Origin of the sequence: Streptomyces sp. NPDC050619 (genome assembly GCF_040654815.1) — a bacterium.
GTDB lineage: Bacteria > Actinomycetota > Actinomycetes > Streptomycetales > Streptomycetaceae > Streptomyces.
This window is the reverse complement of record NZ_JBFAIR010000005.1, coordinates 187,731-210,381: the sequence shown is the minus strand read 5'-3', so window position 1 is coordinate 210,381 and position 22,651 is coordinate 187,731. Positions and strand designations below refer to the sequence as shown.

Sequence of the window (22,651 nt, the reverse complement as noted above, 5' to 3'; positions counted from 1 at the left end):
TGAGACGGTGGAGACATGCTGGACGTCACCGTGATCGAGGACCCCGAGGCCGCAGCCGTCTCCCTGGACCCCATAAGGGCCCGGCTGCTCGCCGAGCTGGCCGCCGGACCCGCGTCGGCCACCATGCTGGCCGGCAAGGTCGGACTGCCTCGGCAGAAGGTGAACTACCACCTCAAGGCGCTGGAGCGGCACGGCCTGGTCGAACTGGTCGGCGAGCGCCGCAAGGGCAACGTCACCGAGCGGCTGATGCGCGCGACCGCCGCGTCGTACGTCATCTCGCCGCTCGCGCTCGCCGCCGTACAACCGGACCCGGACCGCTTCCGGGACCAGCTCTCCGCCCGCTGGCTGCTCGCGGTCGGCGCCCGCCTGGTGCGCGACGTCGGCTCGCTGATCACCGGCGCGGCGAAGGCCCGCAAGCGGCTGGCGACGTTCGCGCTGGACGGCGAGGTGCGGTTCGCCTCGGCCGCCGACCGGGCCGCGTTCATCCAGGAGCTGACGGCCGGGGTCGGCGCACTGATCCGCAAGTACGACGCCCCGGACACCGAGGACGGCCGCGATCACCGGATCGTGGTGGCCGTCCATCCCACGGTCAAGGACCAGACCACCCCGGAACTCGAGTCTCAGTAAGCAGGAGCCCGCCATGTCCAAGGAATTCGAGATCGCCCGTGAGTTCGAGGTCGACGCCTCGCCCGAGCAGGTGTGGGAGGCCGTCACCGCCGGGACCGACGGCTGGCTGTGGCCGATGGAGCCCCCCGAGCCGCGCGAGGGCGGCAAGGGCCCCTTCGGCTCCACGGTCACCGCCTGGGATCCGCCGCACCGCTACACCAACCGTGTCGAGAACGTCGAGGGCATCTCCGAACAGACCCTCAACCAGCTCGACTACACCATCGAACCGCGCGACGAGGGCCGGCGTGCCTGGGTGCGGTACGTGCACAGCGGGATCTTCGTCGACGACTGGGACAACCAGTACGACGGCGCCGCCAAGCACACCGACTTCTACCTGGCGACCCTGCGCCAGTACCTGCTCCACTTCGCGCCCCGCACGGCCGCCTTCACCACCTTCGACGGCCCGGACGCGTCCAAGACACCGGATGCCCTCGCCGCCGTCGGCCGGGCGCTCGGCCTCGCGGACGACACCGCCGAGGGTGCGCGCGTCCAGGTGCGCGGCCCCGAGGGGCAACCGCTGGACGCCGTAGTGGACTTCCGCAACCCGTACTTCATCGGGCTGCGCACCGAGGACGCCCTGATCCGCTTCTTCGGGCGCAACCACTGGAGCTACCCGGTCGGGATCAGCGTCCACGACTTCGCGCCCGGCGCCGACGCGGACGCGGACGAGGCCGCGTGGAAGGGCTGGCTGAACGGAGTGTTCAGCCAGCCCTGAGCACCGCGAACCGGTCAGCGGCTACGGCCTGAACCGCAGGACCTGCGGGTCGTGGTCGCTGATCTGGTCGTTGAACTCCGCGTTGATGTGCACGCTGTCGTACTCGAAGTCGCACTCGCGCCGGATCGACGGGCTGATCAGGATCTGGTCGAGGACCTGGCTGTTGCCCTGGTAGTCGTAGGTGTAACGCTCGCTCTTCGGCAGGGACTTGATCGCCGACCAGAGCGCGCCGTCGTCCTCCAGGATCTTGGTGGTGCCGGAGAACTCGAAGTCGTTGATGTCGCCGAGCGTGAGGACGTCCGCGTTCTTCTGGGCGGCCAGGATCTGCTTGACGAAGGTGTTGACGGCCGTCGCCTGGAGGTGCCGCTGGGTCTCCGAGCTGCGCACCGGGGGCTGGTACTGCGCGGTCAGCCCCTGGTCGCCGCCCTTGGAGTTGAAGTGGTTCGCGATCACGAAGACCGTGCGGCCGCGGAAGACGAACTCGCCGGCCAGCGGCTTGCGGCTGCTGGCCCAGGCGGTGTTCGCCGGGTCGATACGGCCGGGGGAGGCCGTCAGGGCCGCCTTGCCGTGGTCCTTGGTGACCTCGACGGCGGTCGTGGCGTCGCCGCCCGCGCGGTCGGTGAAGGAGACCCGCTGAGGGTTGAACAGGAACACCTGGCGGATGTTGCCGCCCGGCTCGCCGCCGTCGGCGTTGTTGACCGGGTCGATGGAGCGCCAGTCGTACTTCGGGCCGCCGGCCGCGACGATCGCGTCGATCAGCTTGGTCACCGTCTGGTCGGCGGCGACCGTGCCGTCGTTCTTCGCGCCGTTGTTGTCCTGGATCTCCTCCAGGGACACGATGTCGGGGGACTGGAGGTTGTGCGTGATCGCGGCGGCGTGCTCCTCGAAGCTCGCGTCGGTCGGGTCGAGGTTCTCGACGTTGTACGTCGCGACCGCCAGCTCGCCGCTGTGCTGCTTCTGCGTCGTCTCGCGCTCGAGACCGCCGCTCTTCAGCGTGCCGATCTCGTTCGCCACGAGTGTGTAGCCGCCGAACTGGTTGTAGTCCAGCGGGCCGGCGGTGGTGCCGGTGAGGGTGTCGCCGACGTTCGCGGCCGGGAAGTCGGCGACCGCGCCGAGGGACTGGATCTGGAGCCGGCCCGTGTTCTGGGAGTCGTAGGAGCCGTAGACCGTGCCGCCGCCGCGGCTGGCGTTCTCGCGCGGCTTCACCGTGACCCACAGCTCGGTGAACGGGTCGGTGGCGCCGACCACGCGGGCGTCGGCGACCTGGACGTTCATGCCCTCCAGGGACTCGTAGTAGTCCAGGGCGTACTGCGACGGCCGCAGGGGCAGGGCGTTGACCGAGCCGTTCGCGGCGCTGTCGCCGGCCGGGGCGTAGGTGCTCGGCACGGACCTGGCGCTGATGACGGTGGCGGCCGGGACCGCGTTGCCGCCGGAGACCACGGTGACCGTCGGGCGGACGATCTCGGTCAGCGCCTGGTTGCCGGAGGACGTGCCGCCCGGGACGTACTCCGAGACCGTGCCGGAGACGGTCACCGCGTCGCCGACCGCGACCTTCGGGGCGGAGCTGGTGAAGACGAAGACGCCCTCGCTGGTGGCCGGGTCGGCGTCCGGTTTCGGATCCTGCATCCAGAAGCCTCTGGACGATCCGTACGTGCGCACGCCGGTGACGATTCCGGTCACGTCCGTGACCTGCTGTCCGGCGTACGGCGACATGCGGGTCGTGCCCTGGATGTCATGGATACGCACGGAATCCGCGTGTGCGGGCGAGGTGAGAACGACGGTGGACGCCGCGGAACAGACGGCGGCGACGGTGAGCGCGGCGAGACGCGCGGAAGACTTGCTCGGCAACGGGATCCCTCCGGGGATGTACGTGGGTGCCGGGATGAGGGTGTGGAGCATGGGACCGCGGGTGACGCGCGTAGAACAGAGTGAACAGCTGCCCCCTCTCCTTCTACGCGCGTCAATCTCCTGCCTGGTCACACGAGTTGTCAAGGTTTCAGCCATGTACGGGCCCTGACCGGGACATGAACCAGGCGGCATGGGTGGAAATCCGTCTAGGCTGAGCAATCGAGTGGTACGACGCCCCCTAGGAGAACCATCCGATGTCAGACAGCTCCCCCCTGCCGCCGGTGCGGCTGCGTCCCGAAGCGGAGCTGGCGCGGGACGCGCTGTCCACGCCGTTGCTCTCCCGGGCCGCGCGGCTCGCCCGCTGGGCCGGACCGGACACGCGGGTCGACGCCGGGGGCGGGCTCGTCGACGAGCAACTGCCCGCGGCTGCCGAGGTCCTCGGGCTGAGCGGGGACGACGCCGCGGCGTACGCGAGCGAGGCCTGGCGGGTCGCCCTCGACACCGGGCTCGTCGAGATCGTCGACGAGGCGGCGGGCACCGTCGCGACCGGCGAGGACCTGGCGCTGCTCACCGGCGGCGCCCCGCAGGACGTGCTCGGGGTGTGGCTGGCGGCCCTGGAGACGGTGCTGGCCGACGCGAGCGTGCCCGACCTCGACGACCTGGCCGACGCGGCGGAGGCGGGCGGCGAGGTCGACCTCTCGTCGCTGGACTGGGATCCCGAGGCCGAGGCGGAGCTCCTGGACGGCGTACTCGGGAACCTGTACCTCCTCACCGTCAGCGAGGACGGCCCGGGCGAGGGGCCCGTGCCGCTGCCGGCGCTGGCCGCCTCGGTGATCGTGCCGGGCGACATGGGCGAGCCCACCAACGACATGCTGGAGCAGGTGTCCGACGCGATGATGCGGCTCGACGACCAGTTCCGGCTGCTGGAGCCGGTCGGGCTCGTGGAGTACCAGCCGGTCGACGAGACACTCATGGCGGACACCGAGGAGGAACCCGCGGCCCCCCTCGACGACACCGACGTCTCCCGCTACGGCATGGTCCGGCTCACCCCGCTCGGCCTGTACGGGCTGCGGTCGCGCCTGCTGGAGGCCGGGTTCGCGGCGCCCGCGGTCGGCGACCTCGCGGACAAGGGGGCCGACGCGCTGCTCGACGCGACGGCGACGTTCCCGCCGACGGCGGCCCAGGCCGAGACCGAGCAGTGGCTGACCCGTCGTGAACCCCTCGCCGCGGCACGCGAGTTGCTGGCGGCGGCACGCGGCTCGGACTCCGGTGCGCCGCTCAGGCGACTGCTCTGCCAGCAGGCCCTGTCCCTGGTGGGCGCGCAGGCCGAGCCGGCGCTGCGGGAGGTCCTCGACGACCCGGAGCTCGGCGGGCTGGCCCGGGTCTGGCTGACCGAACGAGGCGCCTCCGGCGTGCCGGCGCCGTCCGAGGACCTGGTGTTCTGGCTGACCGTCGACACGATCGCCGCACAACTGGCCGCCGAAGGGAACTCCGACGAGCTGCGGGGCCTGGTGGAGGGCCTGGCGCAGCAGCACAGCGGGTTCTTCGCGGCGGCCTGGCGGGTCGAGCACCCGGCCACGGCGGATGTGCTGGAGGCGATGGGGCGACTGCATCCGGACAAGAAGATCGCGAAGGAGGCCCGGAAGGCGGCGTTCAAGGCGCGGTCGCAGCACGGGGGGTGAGGGGGTTCTGCGCGGAGGGTGAGGGGGTCCTGCGCGGGGGAGCGAGCGCGGTCTCTTTTTGGTTCCCCTGGGACAGTCCTTTGGTTCTACTGGGGCAGCCCATACGGATTCATGGAAGCGGGCCCGGTGAAGTCGCCCGGTGTTCAACCGCTGTTCAGACCCGGACGGGACCGTGACGCGGACCGAGGTCCGCCACCCTCCACGGCACACCCCTTGTCACAGGAGACACCATGTCGCTCACCCGCAGGGCCTTCGCCAGAAAATCCGCGATCACCGGAGCCGGTGTCGCACTGGCGGGCAGCGTCGGCGCCCTCGCCACCGCACCGAACGCCCTCGCGTCCAAGGAGACCTCCACCGGGACCGAGGGCACCGGAGAGGAATCGGCGGCCGCGTACGGCAGTGTCGGTTACGGACCGCTGCTCACCGACCCGAAGGGCATCCTCGCGCTGCCCGCCGGATTCTCCTACCGCGTCATCACCTACAGCGGGAAGACCAAGCTGGAGTCGGGCGAGATCACCCCGTCCAACCACGACGGCACGGCCGCCTTCGCCGGCCCGCGCGGCACCACCCTCCTCGTCAACAACCACGAGCTGAAGGGCCCGCGCGCCAACTGGACGTACCCGGTGCCGCTGACCGAGGGCCTCGTCTACGACCCGGCCGCCTCCGGCGGCTGCACGGTCGTCGAGGTGCGCCCCGACGGACAGGTCGCCGAATGGGTCGGCATCGCCGGCACCTCCACCAACTGCGCGGGCGGCAGCACCCCCTGGGGCACCTGGCTCACCTGCGAGGAGAACTCCGACCGGGCCGGCACCAACGGCATGACCAAGGACCACGGCTACGTCTTCGAGGTCGACCCCCGCGATCGTCGTGCCAACAAGAACCCCAAGCCCCTGAAGTTCTTCGGCCGCTACGACCACGAGGCCGTCGTCATCGACCCCCGGCGCGGCCACGCCTACCTCACCGAGGACGCCTCGAAGCCCAACGGCCTCTTCTTCCGCTGGACCCCGCCGAAGGGCTTCGAGTACGGTCACGGCAAGCTCCGCACCCTCGCCGACGACGCCGGCGTCCTCCAGGCGCCCAAGTGCTACGACTCCGGCGGCAAGTTCGTCGACGACCTCTCCCGCGCCACGAAGACCGGCACCGTGTACGGCGTCGACTGGGTGGACGTCCCCGACCGGGACGCGCAGACCGTCCCCGTACGCAAGCAGTTCGCCGACGGCGAGATCACCCGCGCCCGCAAGCTGGAAGGCATGTGGTGGGGCGACGGCGGCGCCTACATCGTCTCCTCCTACGCCCGTGAGGAGAGCCCCGTCCAGCACGACGGCCAGGTCTGGTTCTACGACCCCACGCGCCGGACGCTGACGTTGAAGGTCCTGCTCGGCGTCAACCCCGACCCGTCTGTCGACGGCGCCTTCGACGGCCCCGACAACATCACCGTCTCCCCGTACGGCGGCCTGATTCTCGCCGAGGACGGCGAGGGAATCTCCCACCTCTTCGGCGCGACGGACAGCGGCCGCACCTACCCCATCGCCCGCAACGACCTGAACGTCGGCACCGAGGAGGAGCCGGAATACAGCGAGTTCGCCGGCGTCACCTTCTCGCCCGACGGCACGACGCTGTTCGCCAACATTCAGACGCCGGGCATCCTGGTCGCGATCACTGGGCCGTGGAAGCGCCAGAAGCGCGGCTGACCCTCTCTTTTCCATACGCCGGGAATTAATTCACTCGCCCGTCCCGCGGTACGCCTCCTACAGTGATGAATGTCCAGGTGCGAAGGCAGGACCTACTTCCACTGATAATGGGGCGGCCGCGGGTTCGAGTCCCGCCACCGGTACAACGCGCCGGTGTAGCTCAGGGGTTAGAGCACCTACGTCGGTTCCGCCGGCCTTGAACTCTGGACACCACAACTTCATGCACCTCCCGGTGCGCGGGCTGCGGCTACTTCTCTTTCAAAGAATCCACGCCGCCGCCGACTTGATCTCGGGAGGCGCAGCACATGGTGTGTGCCCGGTGCGCAGGCAGCGGCTACTTCGGGACCTGGTGGGAAACCGTGCGGGTTCGAATCCCGTCATCGCTTCGGGCGATGTGGCGGAACTGGCAGACGCGCCTGGTGATAAGGCCGTCGCCGACTTCGACCTCGGGCACACTCCTTTTGCTGCGCCTCCCTCCGAAACGCAAACGAATTCGGGGGAATTCACCATGGCACGCTTCAACAACAAGGCGGCCCGGGCGCGGCCCACCTCGCGCGTCACTTCGACGGGCCAGGTGCTCCGTACCTACGAGGGCGGCCGAGGCCGTGAGCGCGACGCGCGCTCGGAACTCTTCCTGCTGTCGGTCTCCAACCTGGTTTCGCAGCAGACCTTCTACGAGACCGGCGCCGACCGCGACGACCGGTTCGCGCGCCTCGTGCGCGAACTCGCCGTCACCGACCCGGAGTGGACCGCCGGCCTGCTCGGCTGGCTGCGCGGCGAGGGCAACCTGCGGACCGCGTCGATCGTGGGCGCCGCCGAGTACGTCAAGGCCCGCCTCGACGCGGACGCGGACGCGGCCGACGGCCCGTCGAACCGACAGGTCGTCGCCTGCGTACTCCAGCGTCCCGACGAGCCCGGCGAGCTCCTCGCGTACTGGACCGCGATGTACGGCCGCAACGTCCCCAAGCCGGTCAAGCGCGGCATCGCCGATGCCGTACGCCGCCTCTACAGCGCCAGGTCGCTCCTGAAGTACGACACGGCGTCCAAGGGCTACCGCTTCGGCGACATCCTCAACCTCGTGCACGCGGCCCCGGACCCGGACAAGCCGTGGCAGGGCGAGCTGTTCCAGTACGCCCTCGACCGCCGGCACCACCCGGACACGGCTGTGGTGCCCAGGTCGCTGCCCGTTCTGGCGGCCCACCGTGACCTGATGGCACTGCGGCCCGCCAAGCGGCGCAGGGTCGTGATGGGTGCGGGCGGCGCGCAGCGCCTCGCGGACGCGGGCATCACCTGGGAGTCGCTGGCCGGCTGGCTACAGGGGCCGATGGACAAGTCGGCCTGGGAGGCTGTGATTCCGTCCATGGGGGCGACGGCCCTCGTTCGCAACCTGCGGAACTTCGACGAGGCCGGTGTCTCGGACGAGGTCGCCGCCCAGGTCGCGGCGAAGATCAGCGACCCGGCGCAGGTCGCGCGCTCGCGGCAGTTCCCCTTCCGGTACCTGGCCGCGTACCAGCACGCGCCGTCGCTGCGCTGGTCGTACCCGCTGGAGCAGGCACTCGGCCACTCGCTGGCCAACGTGCCCGCGCTGCCCGGCCGCACCCTCGTGCTCGTCGACCGTTCGGGCTCGATGTTCTTCTCGCGGCTGTCCGAGCGCTCGGAGCTCAACCGGGCCGACGCGGCGGCGATCTTCGGCACGGCGCTCGCGCTGCGGGCGGCGGACGCGGATCTCGTCGAGTTCGGGACGTCGAGCAACCGCCTGAAGTTCCGCAAGGGCGAGTCGGTGCTGAAGGTCCTGGAGCGCTTCGGCGACCTGGGCGGCACCAACACGAGCGAGGCGGTACGCAAGCACTACAAGAAGCACGACCGCGTGCTGATCGTCACGGACGAGCAGGCCGCGTACAGCCACTACGGCGACCCGACCGCGCAGGTTCCGGCGCAGGTCCCGGTGTACACCTGGAACCTCGCGGGGTACCGGGCGGGCCACGGTCCCTCGGGGACGGGGAACCGGCACACGTTCGGCGGCCTGTCGGACGCGGCTTTCCGGATGGTTCCGCTGCTCGAGGGGGCCCGGGACGCCGACTGGCCGTGGGCTGCCTGAGGGCTGTGAGGGTGTGGCCCGCACTTCGGTGCGGGCCACACCCTTGTGCTGAGGAGATCTGATATCTAACATTTCAGTTGTGGAAGCGATGCAACCCGTGCGCCGGACCCTCCTCAGGGACCGCGCCTACGAAGCGATCAGGGACGCCATCGTGGCCGGTGACATCGAACCGGGCGCGGTCGTCCGCGACGCCGAACTCGCCGAGCGGCTCGGGCTGTCCCGGGCGCCGGTGCGCGAGGCCTTCGCGCGGCTGGTCGACGAGGGGCTGCTGGAGAGCAAGCCGCAGAGCTACACGCGGGTGACCCCGGTGATCGCCTCCGACGTACGGGACGCCGCCGCCGTGGTCGGCGCCATGCACGAACTGGTCACGCGGGTCGCCGTGCCCCGGCTGTTCGCCGCGGACATCGAGGCGATGCGCGCGGCCAACGAACGGTTCGCGGCCGCCGTCCGCGCCGGTGACGTGGACACCGCCCTGCGGGCCGACGACGAACTGCACGACGTCCTCGTCCGCGTCAGCGGCAATCGCGCCGCCGCCGCCACCGCGGCCCGCTACACCCCCCTCATCCGCCGCCTGGAGCGACGACGCTTCGGCGAGGGCGGCAACTGTCGTTCGGCCGGCCTGCACGACCGGCTGATCGAGTCCTGTGCGGCCTCAGACGTGGACGAAGCGGTCCGTGTCACCGCGGAGATCTGGCGAGGACTGGCCGAACTCGCCGACAGCGACTGATCCCGATCCCGGGAGGATCCATGTCCCTTTCTTCCTACGACCGTTACCCCCTCCTCTTCGGGCCCTCGCCCGTGCACCCCCTGGAGCGGCTCACCGCGCACCTCGGCGGCGCGGCCCTGTGGGCCAAGCGCGAGGACTGCAACTCCGGTGTCGCGTACGGCGGGAACAAGACGCGCAAGCTGGAGTACCTGGTCGCCGACGCCCTCGCGCAGGGCTGCGACACGCTCGTCTCCATCGGCGGCGTGCAGTCGAACCACACCCGCCAGGTCGCGGCCTGCGCCGCCCGCGCCGGGCTCAAGTGCGTGCTGGTGCAGGAGAGCTGGGTGGAGTGGCCGGACGCCGTGTACGACAAGGTCGGCAACATCCTGATCAGCCGGCTCGCGGGCGCGGATGTGCGGCTGGTGCGGGCCGGCTTCGGTATCGGGTTCAAGGAGAGCTGGGAGCTGGCGCTCCGGGAGGTCGAGGAGGGCGGCGGGAAGCCGTACGCCATCCCGGCCGGTGCCTCCGACCATCCGCTCGGCGGTCTGGGGTTCGCCGGATGGGCGTTTGAAGTCGCCGAGCAGGAAAGGGACTTGGGCGTCTTCTTCGACACCGTCGTGGTGTGCTCGGTGACCGGGTCGACGCAGGGGGGCATGGTCGCCGGGTTCCGTGCCCTTGAGGAGGCGGGCGGGCGGACACGGCGCGTGATCGGCATCGACGGGTCGGCGGCACCCGCCCGCACCCGGGAGCAGATCGCCCGGATCGCCCACAACACCGGGCAACTCATCGGCGTCAAGAAGGAGTTGACCGAGGCCGACGTCGAGCTGGACGAGCGCTACCACGCGGGGACGTACGGCATCCCGGACGAGACGACCCTGGAGGCGATGCGCCTCGCGGCCCGCACCGAGGGGATGGTCACCGACCCCGTGTACGAGGGGAAGTCGATGGCCGGGATGATCGACCTGGTCGCGCGCGGCGAGATCGGCCGGGACTCCACCGTGCTCTACGCCCACCTGGGCGGGCAGCCCGCGCTCAACGCGTACAGCGCGCTGTTCTAGCCGATCCCGGATCGCCTGTCCCGGTCGCCTTCTCGCGGTGGCCGGATACAGTGCACAGCGTGTGGGCCGACAATCAGCAGCGGGAGCCGCGTATCCACGTGCCCGACGGCCCCCGCCGCCGGGCCACGATCAACGACGTCGCCCAGCTGGCCGGAGTGTCCCGCCAGACCGTCTCCCGGGCGGTCAACGACAAGGGTGAGATAGACCCGGCCACGAAGGAACGGGTGCTCGAAGCGGCCCGTCTGCTGGACTACCGGCCGAGCCGGTTCGCGCGGGGCCTCGTCCGCAAGGGGGCGGTGACGGCGGGTCTGGTGATCCCGGACCTGATGAACCCGTTCTTCCCCGAGGTGGCCGCCGGGGTGCTGGAGGCCGCCGAGCAGCGCGGCTGGCAGGTGGTGGTGTGGGACTCCCGCACGGACGACGTCCGGGAGCGGGAGGCGCTCGACGTGCTGTCCCACCAGGCGGACGCGGTCGTCGGCTACTTCAAGAATCAGGATGACGTCCTCGCCCGCCACCTCGGCGGGGTGCCGCTGGTGCTGCTGGAACGCGGCCCGCAGCAGACCCGGTTCGCGGCCGTGGGTATCGACGCGGCGGCCGGCCTGGAGCAGGGCATCGCCCATCTGGTCGGCGCGGGGCACCGCAGGATAGGCATGCTGGACGGCGACCGGCTCGACGCCCCCGGCCCCCGGCGCGAGGCCTTCCTGGCCGAGGCCCGGCGGCACGGCCTGCCCGTCGACGACAGCTGGGTCGTGATGTGTCCCGAGCACAGCGTCGTCGGCGGCGAGGCGGGCATGGAGCGACTCCTGGACATCCGGCCCGAGATGAGCGCGGTCTTCGGCTTCAACGATCTGATCGCCGTCGGCGCGATGCGTGCCGCCCGCCGCCTGGGCCGGAGGGTGCCCGACGACCTGGCCGTGATGGGCTTCGACGGACTCTCGCTCGGCGAACTGGTGGAGCCCGCCCTCACCACCCTGCACCTCGACAAACGCCGGCTGGGACGGCTGGCCGTCGAGCAGGTGGCCCGCCTGCGCACGGGCGAGGAACCGCTGAGCGGCGCGGACGCGTGGGTGAGCCCCGAGCTGGTGGTACGGGCCTCGGCCTGACGGCGCCCCCCCCGGCCTCTGAAAACGCGTCAACAGATAGCGCTCGCACATGTCTTGACTCCTGTTTTCAGCCACCCCAATACTCGTCGGCAACGTTCACGTGAACGTTCACGGAGCCCCTGACATCGTTGTCTCTCCGAAAGCGAGTGCGCGCCCATGCCACACCGAACGCTGTCCCGCCGACGTCTGCTGGGGGCCTCCCTCGCCGGCGCCGGCGGAGCCCTGCTGGGCCTGTCGGGATGCGGGGCGGCCAGTGGCTCGGCCTCGGCCGGAACCGATCACCTGAGTCTGTGGTACTGGAAGGGCTCGCTGAGCGACACACTGCTCGCCACCGCCAGGCGTGCCGTACCCGGCGTGCCGGGGCTGAAGGTGAAGGGTTCCCAGATCCCCGACGGCGACATCGACTCGAAGGTGCGCACGAGTCTCGCCGCCCGCGCCTACGTGCCGGACCTGACCGTCGTGAACTCCGACAACCTCGCCACGTTCTTCCCGGACGAGAACGAGTTCCTGGACCTGCGGACGCTGGGCGCGCAAGCCGTCCGCGACCAGTACCTCGACTGGAAGTGGAAGAGCTGCTTCACCCCGTCGGGCCGGATGATCGGCTTCCCGCTCGACGCCGGCCCCACCGCGCTCTACTACCGCGCGGACCTCTTCCGTCGGGCCGGACTGCCCGACGAGCCGCGGGAGGTCGCCGCGGCGACCTCCTCCTGGGAGAAGTTCCTCGCCGCCGGCCGGACGCTCCGGGCGAAGGGGCCCGGCAAGCCGTACCTGGTGAGCAACGTCGGCAACGTCTTCCAGCAGATCCTGCTCCAGAGCCCCCAGCAGTTCGTGGACGCCGACAACCGCTTCATCGGCGACCAGCCACACATCAGACGCGCCTGGGACCTGTCCGTGGAGATGTTCCGCGAGGGCCTCAGCGCCCGGATCACGGACGGCACGCCGGACTTCAACGCGGCCATGAGCGGGGGCCGGGTCACCACGATGACCACCGCGGTGTGGGCCATCAACGGGCTGAAGGACAGCGCGCCGAAGACGTCCGGTGCCTGGCGGCTGACCACTATGCCGGACGGCCCGGCCAACTACGGCGGGTCGTACGTCACCATGACCCGCTACTGCCGCGACCCCGAGGGCGCCTTCGCCTTTGTGAAGTGGCTGCTCGGGCCGGCGAACCAGCTGGGGAGCTATCAGGAGATGGCCCTGTTCCCCACCACTCCGGCCGTCTACGCCGACCCCGCGATGCGCACGCCCGACCCCTTCTTCGGCGGTCAGCGGCCCATCGACGTCTTCGGCCCGGCCGCCCAGAAGGCTCCGGTCATCTACTTCAGCCCGTACGAGGAGACCGCCAACACCCCGTTCTTCCAGGAGCTGACCAACGTGGAAACGCTCGGCAAGAAACCCGACAGGGCCTGGCGGGACGCGGTGAACACCGCCGAGACGGCGCTGTCCCGGCTGGGAGTGAGCTGACATGGCCACAGTTCTCGACCCGCCGACCGAAAAGCGGCCACTTGTCCGCCGTACGCGATCCACCGCCCCGGGCGGACGGCGCCGCCACATCCCGGCCCTCCTCGCCATCTCCCCGTTCTATGTGCTGTTCGCCGTCTTCGGCGCCTTCCCCGTCGTCTTCTCCCTGTACCTGTCCTTCCAGGACTGGGACGGCATCGGCGACATGCGGTACGTCGGCCTCAAGCAGTACGGCTGGCTGCTCGAGGACTCGGTGTTCTGGCACTCGGTGCTCAACACCTTCGAGATCTGGTTCCTGTCCACGGTGCCGATGCTGTTCCTGGCCCTGGTGCTCGCGTTCCTGCTGCACTCGCAGGTCCGGTTCACCGGCGCCTACCGGGTGGCGTACTTCATCCCCAATGTCACCTCGATGGTCGCCATGACCGTCGTCTTCGGCTCGGTCTTCGCGCAGACGGGCCTCGCCAACTCGGCGCTGAGGATGGTCGGGTTGGACGGGGTCGGCTGGCTGTCCTCCGAGTGGGGGATCAAATCGTCGCTCTCCCTCATGATCATCTGGCGGTGGGTCGGTTACAACGCCCTGATCTTCCTGGCGGGCCTCCAGGCCATTCCCACCGAGCACTTCGAGGCCGCCCGCGTCGACGGCGCGAACAGCTGGCAGACCCTCTTCCGGGTCGTGTTGCCGCAACTGCGGCCGGTGGTCCTCTTCGCCGCCGTCACGTCCACCATCAACGGCCTTCAGATCTTCACCGAGTCCCAGGTGCTGTTCCAGTCGGGCGACGTCGGAACCACGGGCGGACCGGGCCAGGAAGGTATGACCATCGTGCTCTATCTGTGGCAGAAGGCCTTCAAGGACCACCAGTTCGGCTACGGGGCCGCGATGGGCTGGGTCCTCTTCGCGATCATCGCGGTCTTCACCGTCATCAACTGGCGGCTGGTCTCCGGCTCCGACCGCGAGGACCGCCGCGGTATCGCCGGTCTCGCCCGGTCACTGCGCCGCAAGGGGGCCCGCGATGGCCGCTGACGAGAGGACGACCGGCAGCGCGGGCCTCGCCATCGGCGCCGGCAGCAGGCTCACCCGGGTCGGTGTCCGGGCGGTGCTGCTGCTCGGTGTGCTGGTCTCGCTGTTCCCCTTCTACTGGCTGGTGGTGATGGCCTCCGGCACCACTCAGGACATCTACCGCTACCCGCCCAAGCTGGTACCGGGACCGCATCTCCTGGACAACATGCGGCGGGTGCTCGACAGCGTCGACTTCTTCGGCTCGCTGTTCAACACCGTCGTCGTGGCCGTGCTCGGGACCGCGCTGGTGCTGTTCTTCGACTCGCTGGCCGCGTTCGCCTTCGCCAAGTACGAGTTCCCGGGCAAGAGGTTCCTCTTCGGCTCGCTGCTGGTCACGTACATGATCCCCGCACAGCTCTCCCTGGTGCCGCAGTTCGTCACCATGGCCGAGTTCGGCTGGGCCGGTTCGCTGAAGGCGCTGATCATTCCCGGTGCGGCCAACGCCTTCGGCATCTTCTGGATGCGCCAGTACGCCCAGAACTCGCTGCCCGACGAGCTGCTGGACGCCGGGCGGATCGACGGTGCCGGCTTCTTCCGGCTGTACTGGACGGTGGCGCTGCCGCTGTTCCGCCCCGCCCTCGCCTTCCTCGGCATCTTCACGTTCATCGGCCTCTGGAACGACTACATCTGGCCGCTGGTCGTCATGATCGACCCCGACAAGGTCACCCTCCAGGTCGCCCTGGCGAACCTCAACGTCCTGTACCAGACCGACTACTCCCTCGTCATGGCCGGAGCGCTGATGAGCGTCATCCCGCTGATCGTCGTCTTCCTGCTCGGGGCGCGGCACTTCCTGCGGGACCTTGCCGCGGGGGCGACGAAGATGTGACGGCGGGCCGTTCGTGCTAGGCGGTGGCCCTCGGCCTGCGGCTCGTGATCACGAACGCGCACACCAGCAGCGCGCCGAGCGCGATCAGCGCCCCCACGCCGAACGCGCGTGCTGCTCCCTCCGTGAGGATCTCGGACGGTGACCCGGTGGCGTGCCGGGTCGCCGTGCCGAAGACCGTGACCAGGATCGACAGTCCGAGCGTGCCGCCGAGCCACTGAAGGGTCTGGAGCAGCCCGGAGGCGGCGCCCGCCTCGCGCGGTTCGACGCGGGCGAGGATCGTCGCGTTGAGCGGCATGAAGCTGAGGCCGGTGCCCACGCCCATCAGCAGGAGCGGGCCGAGCAGACCGACGGTGTAGCCGTCACCGGGTTCGAGCCGCCACAGCCACGCGCCCGACGCGGCGAGCAGGGTCATGCCGGTGAGCAGTACCGGCTTGGCGCCGAGGCGGGCCAGCAGGCGGGGCACGAAACGGACCGTGGTGAACATCGCCAGGGTCAGCGGCAGGAAGGCGAAGCCCGCGCGCAACGGGCTGTAGTCCAGGACCTGTTGGCCGATCAGGCTGAGGAAGTAGAACGCGCCGAACATGCCGGCGGGCAGCAGCAGAATGCCGGCGTAGCCGCCCGCCCGGTCGCGGTCGGCGAAGAGCCGCAGGGGCAGGATCGGCTGGGCCGCGCGGGACTCGACGAAGGCGAAGGCCGCCAGCAGGGCCGCCGCCGCGCCGAAGGCGAGCAGCGCCTGGGTGTCGCTCCAGCCCGCTTCCGAGACCCGGATGAACGCGTACACGAGCGCGGTCATGCCGGTGGTGCCGGTGAGCGCGCCGGCCGCGTCGAACCGGCCCGCGTGGCGCGGGGTCTCGGCGACGAAGCGGGGCAGGGCGACAGCCACCGCCGCGCCGATCGGTACGTTGATCAGCAGGGCCCAGCGCCAGGACGCCCAGGAGGTGAGCATGCCGCCGAGGACCAGGCCGATAGAGGCGCCGATGCCCGCCATGGAGGCGTAGATGCCCAGGGCGTGGTGGCGGCGCGGGCCGTCGGGGAAGTTGGTGGTGATCAGGGCGAGGGTGCTGGGGGCGGTGAGGGCGGCGCCGACGCCTTGCAGCGCGCGGGCCGCGAGCAGCCAGGCGCTGTCGGTGGCGAGCCCGCCGAGCAGCGAGGCGGCGGCGAAGAGGAGGACGCCGAGGGTGAGGGTCCGGCGGCGGCCCGCGATGTCGCCGACCCGGCCGCCGAGCAGCAGCAGGCCGCCGAAGGCGAGCGTGTAGGCGTTGAGGACCCAGGACAGTCCGGTGGGGCTGAAGTCGAGGTCCTTTTGCATGTCCGGCAGAGCGACGTTGACGACGGTGGAATCGACGCCGACCATCAGGTAGGCGGTCACGATGACGAACAGGACGGCGCCCAGCCTGGCAGGCGGGTGCGGTGCGGAGAGCGGGTCGGTGGTGGTGGACGGTGCGGACGGGACGGACATGGAGTTCTCCCGGTCTGGCGTCCCCGAGGAGGAGCGTGCGGGCAGCGCGGACTGCCCGCCGAAATAAGCGGGGACTATCTCCGATTAGCTTTCAGTAAGATACGGAGAGGGTCCCCGGTTTGCAAGGAGTATCTGGATGACGCAGGTCAGGTCCATGCGCGCGGACGCCCGTCGCAACTACGAGCGGTTGCTGGCGGCGGCGACCGAGGCGTTCGCCGAGCATGGGGAAGGCGCCTCGCTCGACGACATCGCCAAGCGGGCGGGGGTCGGATCCGGCACGCTGTACCGGCACTTCCCGACCCGTCAGGCGCTGCTGGAGGCGGCGTACGTCGACCGCATCGAGGCGATCGCGGCGCGTGCCGAGGAGATCGCGCGGGAGCTGCCGCCGGGTGAGGCGCTGGTGGAGTGGCTGAACGAACTCAGCGCGGGGATGATCCAGGTGCGCGGGCTGAAGGCGCTGCTGAGATCGGCCGTCACGGACGGGAGCTCGGACGTGGTCACGGCCTGCGGCAACTCTGTGAGGGGCGCGGCGGCGCGGCTGGTGGAGGCGGCGCAGCGGGAGGGGACGCTGCGGCAGGACGTCGAGCCGGTCGAGATCCTGCGCCTCGCGCACGGGGTGGCGACGGCCTCGGAGCTGGCGGACGGGGAGGGGAAGTACATCCGCCGGTATCTGTCACTGCTGACGGAAGGGCTGCGGCCCGGGCCGGGGGAGTGAGAGCGGCGGGCGCCCCGGTGCGGGGCGCCCTTGAAGCCGTACGGGTCGTGACAAGCGGTCGTTACAGCGCCTGGGCCCCCGGCTTCACCATGTTCCGCACCGTGCGGGCCTTGACGAAGTTGCCCAGGGCCGTCATCTCCCACTCGCCGGAGAACTGCTTGATCATCTTGGCCATCAGGACGCCCGTCTGTGCCTCGGCGCTGGTGAGGTCGAAGCGGACGAGTTCCTCGCCGGTGGCCGCGTCGAGGAGACGGCAGTAGGCCTTGGCGACCTGGGTGAACTTCTGGCCGGTGAACGAGTTCACCGTGAAGACCAGGCCGGTGACCTCCTGGGGGAGACGGCCGAGGTCCACGACGATCACCTCGTCGTCACCGCCGCCCTCGCCGGTGAGGTTGTCGCCGGAGTGCTTGATCGCGCCGTTCACGATGGACAGCTTGCCGAAGTAGCAGCTGTCGATGTGGTTGCGCTGCGGGCCGTAGGCGATGACCGAGGCGTCCAGGTCGATGTCCTTGCCGCCGTACGCCGGCTCCCAGCCGAGGCCCATCTTGACCTGGGACAGCAGGGGTGCGCCGCCCTTGACCAGGGAGACGGTCTGGTTCTTCTGGAGGCTGACCCGGCCCTTGTCGAGGTTGATCTTCCCGGTGCCGGGAGCGGCGGCGGGCGGGGGCGGGGGAGCGGCGGGCGCCGGGGGCGCGGCCAGGCGCGGGTCCAGGGGCGGGGCCGGCGGCGCCACCGGGGGCTGCATGGCCGGCGGGGGCGGTGCCACCGGCTGGGCGGCGGCGGGGGCCGGGGCCGGCTCCTCCACGCTCACGCCGAAGTCGGTGGCGATGCCCGCGAGGCCGTTCGAGTAGCCCTGGCCGACCGCGCGGGCCTTCCAGACGCCGTTGCGCAGGTAGATCTCGACGATCACCAGCGCCGTCTCGGAGCCGAGTTGCGGGGGCGTGAACGTGGCCAGGACGGAGTTGTCGTTCCCGTTGCGGATGGTGGCCGTCGGTTCGATGCCCTGGAAGGTCTGGCCGGCGGCGTCCGGGCTGGCCGTGACCACGATCTTCTCGATGCCCGGGGGGACGGCGGCGGTGTCGACCGTGATCGCGTCGGGGGCTGTGCCGCCGCCGGAGCGGTAGGCCACGCCCGGGCCCGCCGGCTGGTTGTAGAAGATGAAGTCGTCGTCGGAGCGCACCTTGCCGTCGGCGGTGAGCAGCAGGCCCGATACGTCGAGCCGCACCGGGGCGGCGACGTCCACCGTCACGCGGGCGGCGGAGAGAGGGATGTTCGAGCCGGGGGTCATAGCTGTCATGCCTCATTGAACGAGCGAGGCCGTTTTACCGTTCCCTTACCTGGCGGCCAATCGGGTCGGTTCCGCTCAGCGGCTGTTGCGGGGGGTGTGGGGGCCGCCGCCCCCCACACCCCCCGCATGGAAGAGCGCGAAGCTCACGGCACCACCACGATCTTCCGTCCCACCCCCGCCGCGAACTGCTCCAGCGCCTCGGGGTACCGGTCCAGCGGGATGCGGTCGCTGATGAAGATCTCGGGGTCCAGGACCCCGTTCGCGAACAGCTCCGCCGCTCGTTCGAAGCTGTGCAGGACCGCCATCGAGCCGGTGATGGTGATCTCCTGGTTGTAGATGCGGTACGGGTCGATCGTCACGCGGGTCGCGTAGTCGGCGACGCCGAACTGGAGGAACGTGCCCGCCTTCGCCACCCGCTCCAGACCGTCCTGGATCGCCGCCGCGTTGCCCGTCGCGTCGACCACGACGTCCCAGCCCTGCGGCCGTTCCAGCTCGTCGGCGTTCGCCGCTGACCCGGAGACGCCCAGCCGCTGCGCCGTCTCCAGTCGCGTCGGGTTCAGGTCCACCATGTCCACGCTCGCCGCTCCGGTGCGCTTGGCGAGCTCCAGCATCATCAGGCCCATCGTCCCGGAGCCGTAGATCAGGACGTGGGCGCCGAGGCGGGACTGGAGGACGTCGTAACCCCGGACCGCGCACGACAGCGGTTCCACCAGTGCCGCGTCCTGCGTGCGTACGTGCTCGGGCAGCTTCACGCAGTTCGCCACCGGTGCCACCGCGTACCGCGCCGCGCCTCCCGCCGTGGTCACGCCGATCGCGGCCCACCGTTCGCAGAGGTTGTTGTGGCCCGTACGGCAGTACCGGCACTCGTAGCAGTAGAGGGACGGGTCCACCGCGACCCGGTCGCCGGTCGACAGCTCCGTGACCTGGGTGCCCACCGCGACCACCTCGCCCGCGAACTCGTGCCCGGGCACGATCGGCAGCTTCGGCGCGAACTCGCCCTGGAGGATGTGCAGGTCGGTGCCGCACAGGCCGCAGGCGGCGACCTCGACGACGACCTGGCGCGGCCCGGGCGTCGGGTCCGGGACCTCGGCGACGACGGCACGGCCCACGGACTCGATGACGGCGGCCTTCATTTCACGGCTCCCAATGACAGGCCCTGGACCAGTTTGTCCTGGGCGGCGAACCCCGCGGCGAGCACCGGCAGGGAGATCACGAGCGACGCGGCGCACACCTTGGCCAGGAACAGGCCCTGGCTGGTGATGAAGCCGGTCAGGAAGACGGGCGCGGTCTCGGCCACCACACCCGTCAGCACCCTCGCGAAGAGCAGTTCGTTCCAGCTGAAGATGAAGCAGATCAGGGCCGTCGCCGCGATGCCGGGCAGCGCGATCGGCGCCACCACGCGCGCGAGGATCGTCGGCAGGCGCGCTCCGTCCACCCGCGCGGCCTCGATGATCGCCACCGGGACCTCGGCCAGGAAGGACTGCATCATCCACACCGCGATCGGCAGGTTCATGGAGGTGTAGAGGATGACCAGGAGCCAGATGTTGTCGAGCATCCCGGTGTTCTTCGCGAACAGGTAGATCGGCAGCAGACCCGCCACCACCGGCAGCATCTTCGTCGACAGGAAGAAGAACAGGACGTCCGTCCACTTCTTCACCGGGCGGATCGACAGCGCGTACGCCGCCGGAAGGGCCAGGAGAAGAACGAAGAGCGTCGACGCCACCGACGCCACCACCGAGTTGATCAGCGCCGGCCAGGGGCTCGCGCCGCCGCCGGTGCCGAAGAACTCGCGGTAGCCGTCCAGGGTCAGGGCGGCGGTGAAGGACGGCGGGTTGGTGGCCGCGTCCGACTCGGAGTGGAAGGACGTCAGGGCCATCCAGGCGATGGGCAGGAAGAAGACGATTCCCGCCAGCCAGGCCACCAGGCCCAGGCCCGCTCCCTTACGGCGGACACCTACGGTCACTGCGCTCATGCGCGCGACACCTCCTCGCGGAACAGCGACGACACCACACGCAGGGCGAAGGTCGCGATGATGATCGAGCCGATGACCACCAGGACGCCGGCGGCCGAGGCGAGGCCGTTCTCATGGGCCTGGTAGAAGCTCTGGTAGACGGTGTAGGGGAGGTTCGCGGTGCCCAGGCCGCCGGAGGTGATCGTGAAGACCGCGTCGAAGTTCTGGACGATGTAGATCGAGCCCAGCAACGCGCCCAGCTCCAGGTAGCGGCGCAGATGCGGGAGCGTCAGGTAGCGGAAGATCTGCCAGTCGCTCGCGCCGTCCACCCGCGCGGCCTCCATCTGCTGCTGGTCGCGGCTCTGGAGGCCGGCCAGCAGGATCAGCATCATGAACGGGGTCCACTGCCAGATCAGCGATGCCTCGACCGCGAGCAGCGGGGTGTTGGAGATCCAGTCCGGCTGTGGGCCGCCCACATAGTGCAACAACCCATTGAACAGGCCGTATTCGGGGTTGTAGAGCACATGCTTCCAGAGCAGGGCCGCCGCCACCGGCACCACCAGGAAGGGGGCGATCAGGAGCGTGCGGACCACGCCCCGGCCCTTGAACTTCCGGTCCAGGAGCAGTGCCAGGGCCAGGCCCAGGATCAGGCTGGCCAGCACCACCGCGACCGTCAGCAGGACCGTCGTCCACACGGACTGGCGCAGGTCGGCGTCGGTCAGCACCTGCTGGTAGTTGTCGAAGCCGGTGAAGTGGCGGGCCTTGGGATAGAGGGCGTTCCAGTCGAAGAAGGAGATCACCAGCGTGGCCACGAACGGGAGTTGGGTCACGGCGATCATGAAGATCAGGGCGGGGAGGAGCGGGGCGCGGGTGGCCCAGTTGCGCAGGCGGGCGGGGGGCTGTGGCGCTGTGGGCGCGGGCGTGGTGGGCACAGGGGCCATGGTCGTCGCGGTCATCGTCCCTCGTACTCCTCGGAGATCCGCTCGGCGAGTTGCTGGGACTTGTTCAGGGCCGACTCGACGGACTGGCGTCCGGCGATGGCCGCGCTGATCTCCTGGGAGACCTTGGTGCCGAGATCGGTGAACTCGGGGATGCCGACGAACTGGATGCCGGGCGCGGGGCGCGGCTGCACGCCGGGGTCGTTGGGCTTGGCGCCCTCGATGGCCTGCTTGGTCATCTCCTGGAAGGCGGCGGCCTCCTTGACGTACGCGGGGTTCGTGTACGTCGAGGCGCGCTTGCCGGCGGGCACGTTGGACCAGCCGATCTGGTCGCCGACCAGTTGCTCGTACTGTTTGCTGGACGCCCAGGAGACGAACTTCCAGGCCTTGTCGGGGTTGCGTGAGGCGTCCTGGATGCCCCAGGCCCAGGTGTAGAGCCAGCCGGCGGACTTGGTCTCCTCGACGGGGGCGGGGGCGTAGCCGAGCTTGCCCTTGACCGGGGAGTTCGCCGCCTCCAGAGAACCGGCCGCGGAGGTGGCGTCGTACCACATGGCGACCTTGCCCTGGGTCAGGTTGTTGAGGCACTCGGCGAAGCCGGACTGGGCGGCGCCGGACTCGCCGTGCTTGCGGACCAGGTCGACATAGAACTTCGTCGCCTTCTCGAAGCCGGGGGAGTTCAGCCGGGCCTTCCAGTCCTTGTCGAACCAGGTGCCGCCGAAGGTGTTCACGACCGTCGTGAGCGGCGCCATCAGCTCGCCCCAGCCCGGCAGGCCGCGCAGGCAGATGCCCTTCATGCCCGGCTCGGCCCCGTCGACCTTCGCGGCCAGGTCGGCCACCTGGGTCCAGGTGGGGTGCGCGGGCATCGTCAGGCCCTTCTTCGCGAACACGTCCTTGCGGTACATGAGGAAGGAGGACTCGCCGTAGAAGGGCTGGCCGTAGAGCTTCCCGTCGTCGGCGGTCAGCGACTGGCGCATCGGCTTGAGGATGTCCTGTTCGTCGTACGCCGGGTCCTTGGCGACGTAGGAGTTCATCTCGTGCAGCCAGCCGTTGCGGGCGTAGATCGGGATCTCGTAGTTGCTGAGGGTGGCCACGTCGTACTGGCCCGCCTGGTTGGCGAAGTCCTGGCTGATCTTGTCGCGGACGTCGTTCTCCGGCAGGACGGTGAAGTTGACCTTGATGCCGGTCTCTTTGGTGAAGTGCGAGGCGGTGAGCTTCTGCAACTCCACCATCTGCGGGTTGTTGACCATCAGGACATTGATGGCGTTGCCGCCCGCTCCGGCCCCGCCCGCTCCGACCCAGCAGCCGGAGAGCAGCGGGGCGAGCAGCGTCCCTACGGCAGCCATGGCGAGCGTGGCTCGCGGTGGCCGTCGTCGGCTCTGGGTTCGCATG

At 70.1% G+C, this 22,651-nt stretch carries 19 protein-coding genes; 12 read left to right on the top strand and 7 right to left on the bottom strand.

The features are described 5' to 3' along the window. Window positions 1–15: 15 nt before the first annotated feature. Window positions 16–627, top strand: coding sequence for a helix-turn-helix domain-containing protein (locus AB0I77_RS11725; protein WP_363282274.1), 612 nt, complete (start codon window positions 16–18; stop codon window positions 625–627). A 13-nt stretch (window positions 628–640) separates the two neighbouring features. Beyond that, window positions 641–1,381 (top strand): SRPBCC domain-containing protein, encoded by a 741-nt coding sequence (locus AB0I77_RS11720; RefSeq protein WP_363282273.1) that lies wholly within the window; start codon window positions 641–643, stop codon window positions 1,379–1,381. Window positions 1,382–1,402: 21 nt separating this feature from the next. On the opposite strand, the gene AB0I77_RS11715 is transcribed toward AB0I77_RS11720, so the two are convergent. Then, window positions 1,403–3,229 (bottom strand): endonuclease/exonuclease/phosphatase family protein, encoded by a 1,827-nt coding sequence (locus AB0I77_RS11715; RefSeq protein WP_363282409.1) that lies wholly within the window; start codon window positions 3,227–3,229, stop codon window positions 1,403–1,405. 254 nt (window positions 3,230–3,483) lie between these two features. On the opposite strand from AB0I77_RS11715, the gene AB0I77_RS11710 reads away from it, so the two are divergent. The 9 genes from AB0I77_RS11710 to AB0I77_RS11670 all read left to right on the top strand — a co-directional run bounded on the left by AB0I77_RS11710 (window position 3,484) and on the right by AB0I77_RS11670 (window position 14,911). Beyond that, the gene (locus AB0I77_RS11710) at window positions 3,484–4,911 is read left to right on the top strand and encodes a hypothetical protein (protein ID WP_363282272.1); all 1,428 of its coding nucleotides are present in this window, start codon (window positions 3,484–3,486) and stop codon (window positions 4,909–4,911) included. Between the two features lie 230 nt (window positions 4,912–5,141). Next, window positions 5,142–6,602 carry an alkaline phosphatase PhoX gene (locus tag AB0I77_RS11705; RefSeq protein WP_363282271.1) on the top strand — a complete coding sequence of 487 codons (1,461 nt, stop codon included), beginning with the start codon at window positions 5,142–5,144 and terminating at the stop codon, window positions 6,600–6,602. 508 nt (window positions 6,603–7,110) lie between these two features. After that, window positions 7,111–8,700, top strand: a complete 1,590-nt coding sequence (locus AB0I77_RS11700; RefSeq protein ID WP_363282270.1) for a TROVE domain-containing protein — start codon at window positions 7,111–7,113, stop codon at window positions 8,698–8,700. A 79-nt stretch (window positions 8,701–8,779) separates the two neighbouring features. After that, window positions 8,780–9,427: a GntR family transcriptional regulator gene (locus AB0I77_RS11695; protein ID WP_363282269.1), complete on the top strand. Its 648-nt coding sequence runs from the start codon at window positions 8,780–8,782 to the stop codon at window positions 9,425–9,427. A 20-nt stretch (window positions 9,428–9,447) separates the two neighbouring features. Continuing rightward, entirely contained in the window at window positions 9,448–10,464 is a 1,017-nt protein-coding gene (locus AB0I77_RS11690) for a 1-aminocyclopropane-1-carboxylate deaminase (RefSeq protein WP_363282268.1), read from the top strand. Between the two features lie 59 nt (window positions 10,465–10,523). After that, a complete protein-coding gene (locus tag AB0I77_RS11685; protein WP_363282267.1) occupies window positions 10,524–11,567 on the top strand; it encodes a LacI family DNA-binding transcriptional regulator in 1,044 nt (347 codons plus the stop codon). A gap of 156 nt (window positions 11,568–11,723) precedes the next feature. Next, window positions 11,724–13,031 carry an ABC transporter substrate-binding protein gene (locus AB0I77_RS11680; protein WP_363282266.1) on the top strand — a complete coding sequence of 436 codons (1,308 nt, stop codon included), beginning with the start codon at window positions 11,724–11,726 and terminating at the stop codon, window positions 13,029–13,031. 1 nt (window position 13,032) lies between these two features. Then, the gene (locus AB0I77_RS11675) at window positions 13,033–14,049 is read left to right on the top strand and encodes a sugar ABC transporter permease (RefSeq protein WP_363282265.1); all 1,017 of its coding nucleotides are present in this window, start codon (window positions 13,033–13,035) and stop codon (window positions 14,047–14,049) included. Further along, complete coding sequence (locus AB0I77_RS11670) at window positions 14,039–14,911, top strand: carbohydrate ABC transporter permease (protein ID WP_363282264.1); 873 nt, start codon at window positions 14,039–14,041, stop codon at window positions 14,909–14,911. The genes AB0I77_RS11675 and AB0I77_RS11670 overlap by 11 nt, the downstream gene beginning before the upstream one ends. Before the next feature lie 16 nt (window positions 14,912–14,927). Here AB0I77_RS11670 and AB0I77_RS11665 read toward each other — a convergent pair whose 3' ends face one another. Further along, a complete protein-coding gene (locus AB0I77_RS11665) occupies window positions 14,928–16,370 on the bottom strand; it encodes an MFS transporter (protein WP_363282263.1) in 1,443 nt (480 codons plus the stop codon). Window positions 16,371–16,506: 136 nt separating this feature from the next. Between AB0I77_RS11665 and AB0I77_RS11660 the strand changes: the two genes are divergently transcribed. Further along, window positions 16,507–17,085 (top strand): helix-turn-helix domain-containing protein, encoded by a 579-nt coding sequence (locus tag AB0I77_RS11660; protein ID WP_363282262.1) that lies wholly within the window; start codon window positions 16,507–16,509, stop codon window positions 17,083–17,085. Window positions 17,086–17,146: 61 nt separating this feature from the next. On the opposite strand, the gene AB0I77_RS11655 is transcribed toward AB0I77_RS11660, so the two are convergent. The 5 genes from AB0I77_RS11655 to AB0I77_RS11635 form a co-directional block, all read right to left on the bottom strand. After that, window positions 17,147–18,373, bottom strand: coding sequence for a TerD family protein (locus tag AB0I77_RS11655; RefSeq protein WP_363282408.1), 1,227 nt, complete (start codon window positions 18,371–18,373; stop codon window positions 17,147–17,149). Between the two features lie 143 nt (window positions 18,374–18,516). Further along, the gene (locus tag AB0I77_RS11650; RefSeq protein WP_363282261.1) at window positions 18,517–19,506 is read right to left on the bottom strand and encodes a zinc-dependent alcohol dehydrogenase family protein; all 990 of its coding nucleotides are present in this window, start codon (window positions 19,504–19,506) and stop codon (window positions 18,517–18,519) included. Further along, window positions 19,503–20,345 carry a carbohydrate ABC transporter permease gene (locus AB0I77_RS11645; protein WP_363282260.1) on the bottom strand — a complete coding sequence of 281 codons (843 nt, stop codon included), beginning with the start codon at window positions 20,343–20,345 and terminating at the stop codon, window positions 19,503–19,505. The genes AB0I77_RS11650 and AB0I77_RS11645 overlap by 4 nt, the downstream gene beginning before the upstream one ends. Next, complete coding sequence (locus AB0I77_RS11640; RefSeq protein WP_363282259.1) at window positions 20,342–21,280, bottom strand: sugar ABC transporter permease; 939 nt, start codon at window positions 21,278–21,280, stop codon at window positions 20,342–20,344. The genes AB0I77_RS11645 and AB0I77_RS11640 overlap by 4 nt, the downstream gene beginning before the upstream one ends. Further along, complete coding sequence (locus tag AB0I77_RS11635; protein WP_363282258.1) at window positions 21,277–22,650, bottom strand: sugar ABC transporter substrate-binding protein; 1,374 nt, start codon at window positions 22,648–22,650, stop codon at window positions 21,277–21,279. Before AB0I77_RS11635 ends, AB0I77_RS11640 begins: the two co-directional genes overlap by 4 nt. Window position 22,651: the final 1 nt, after the last annotated feature.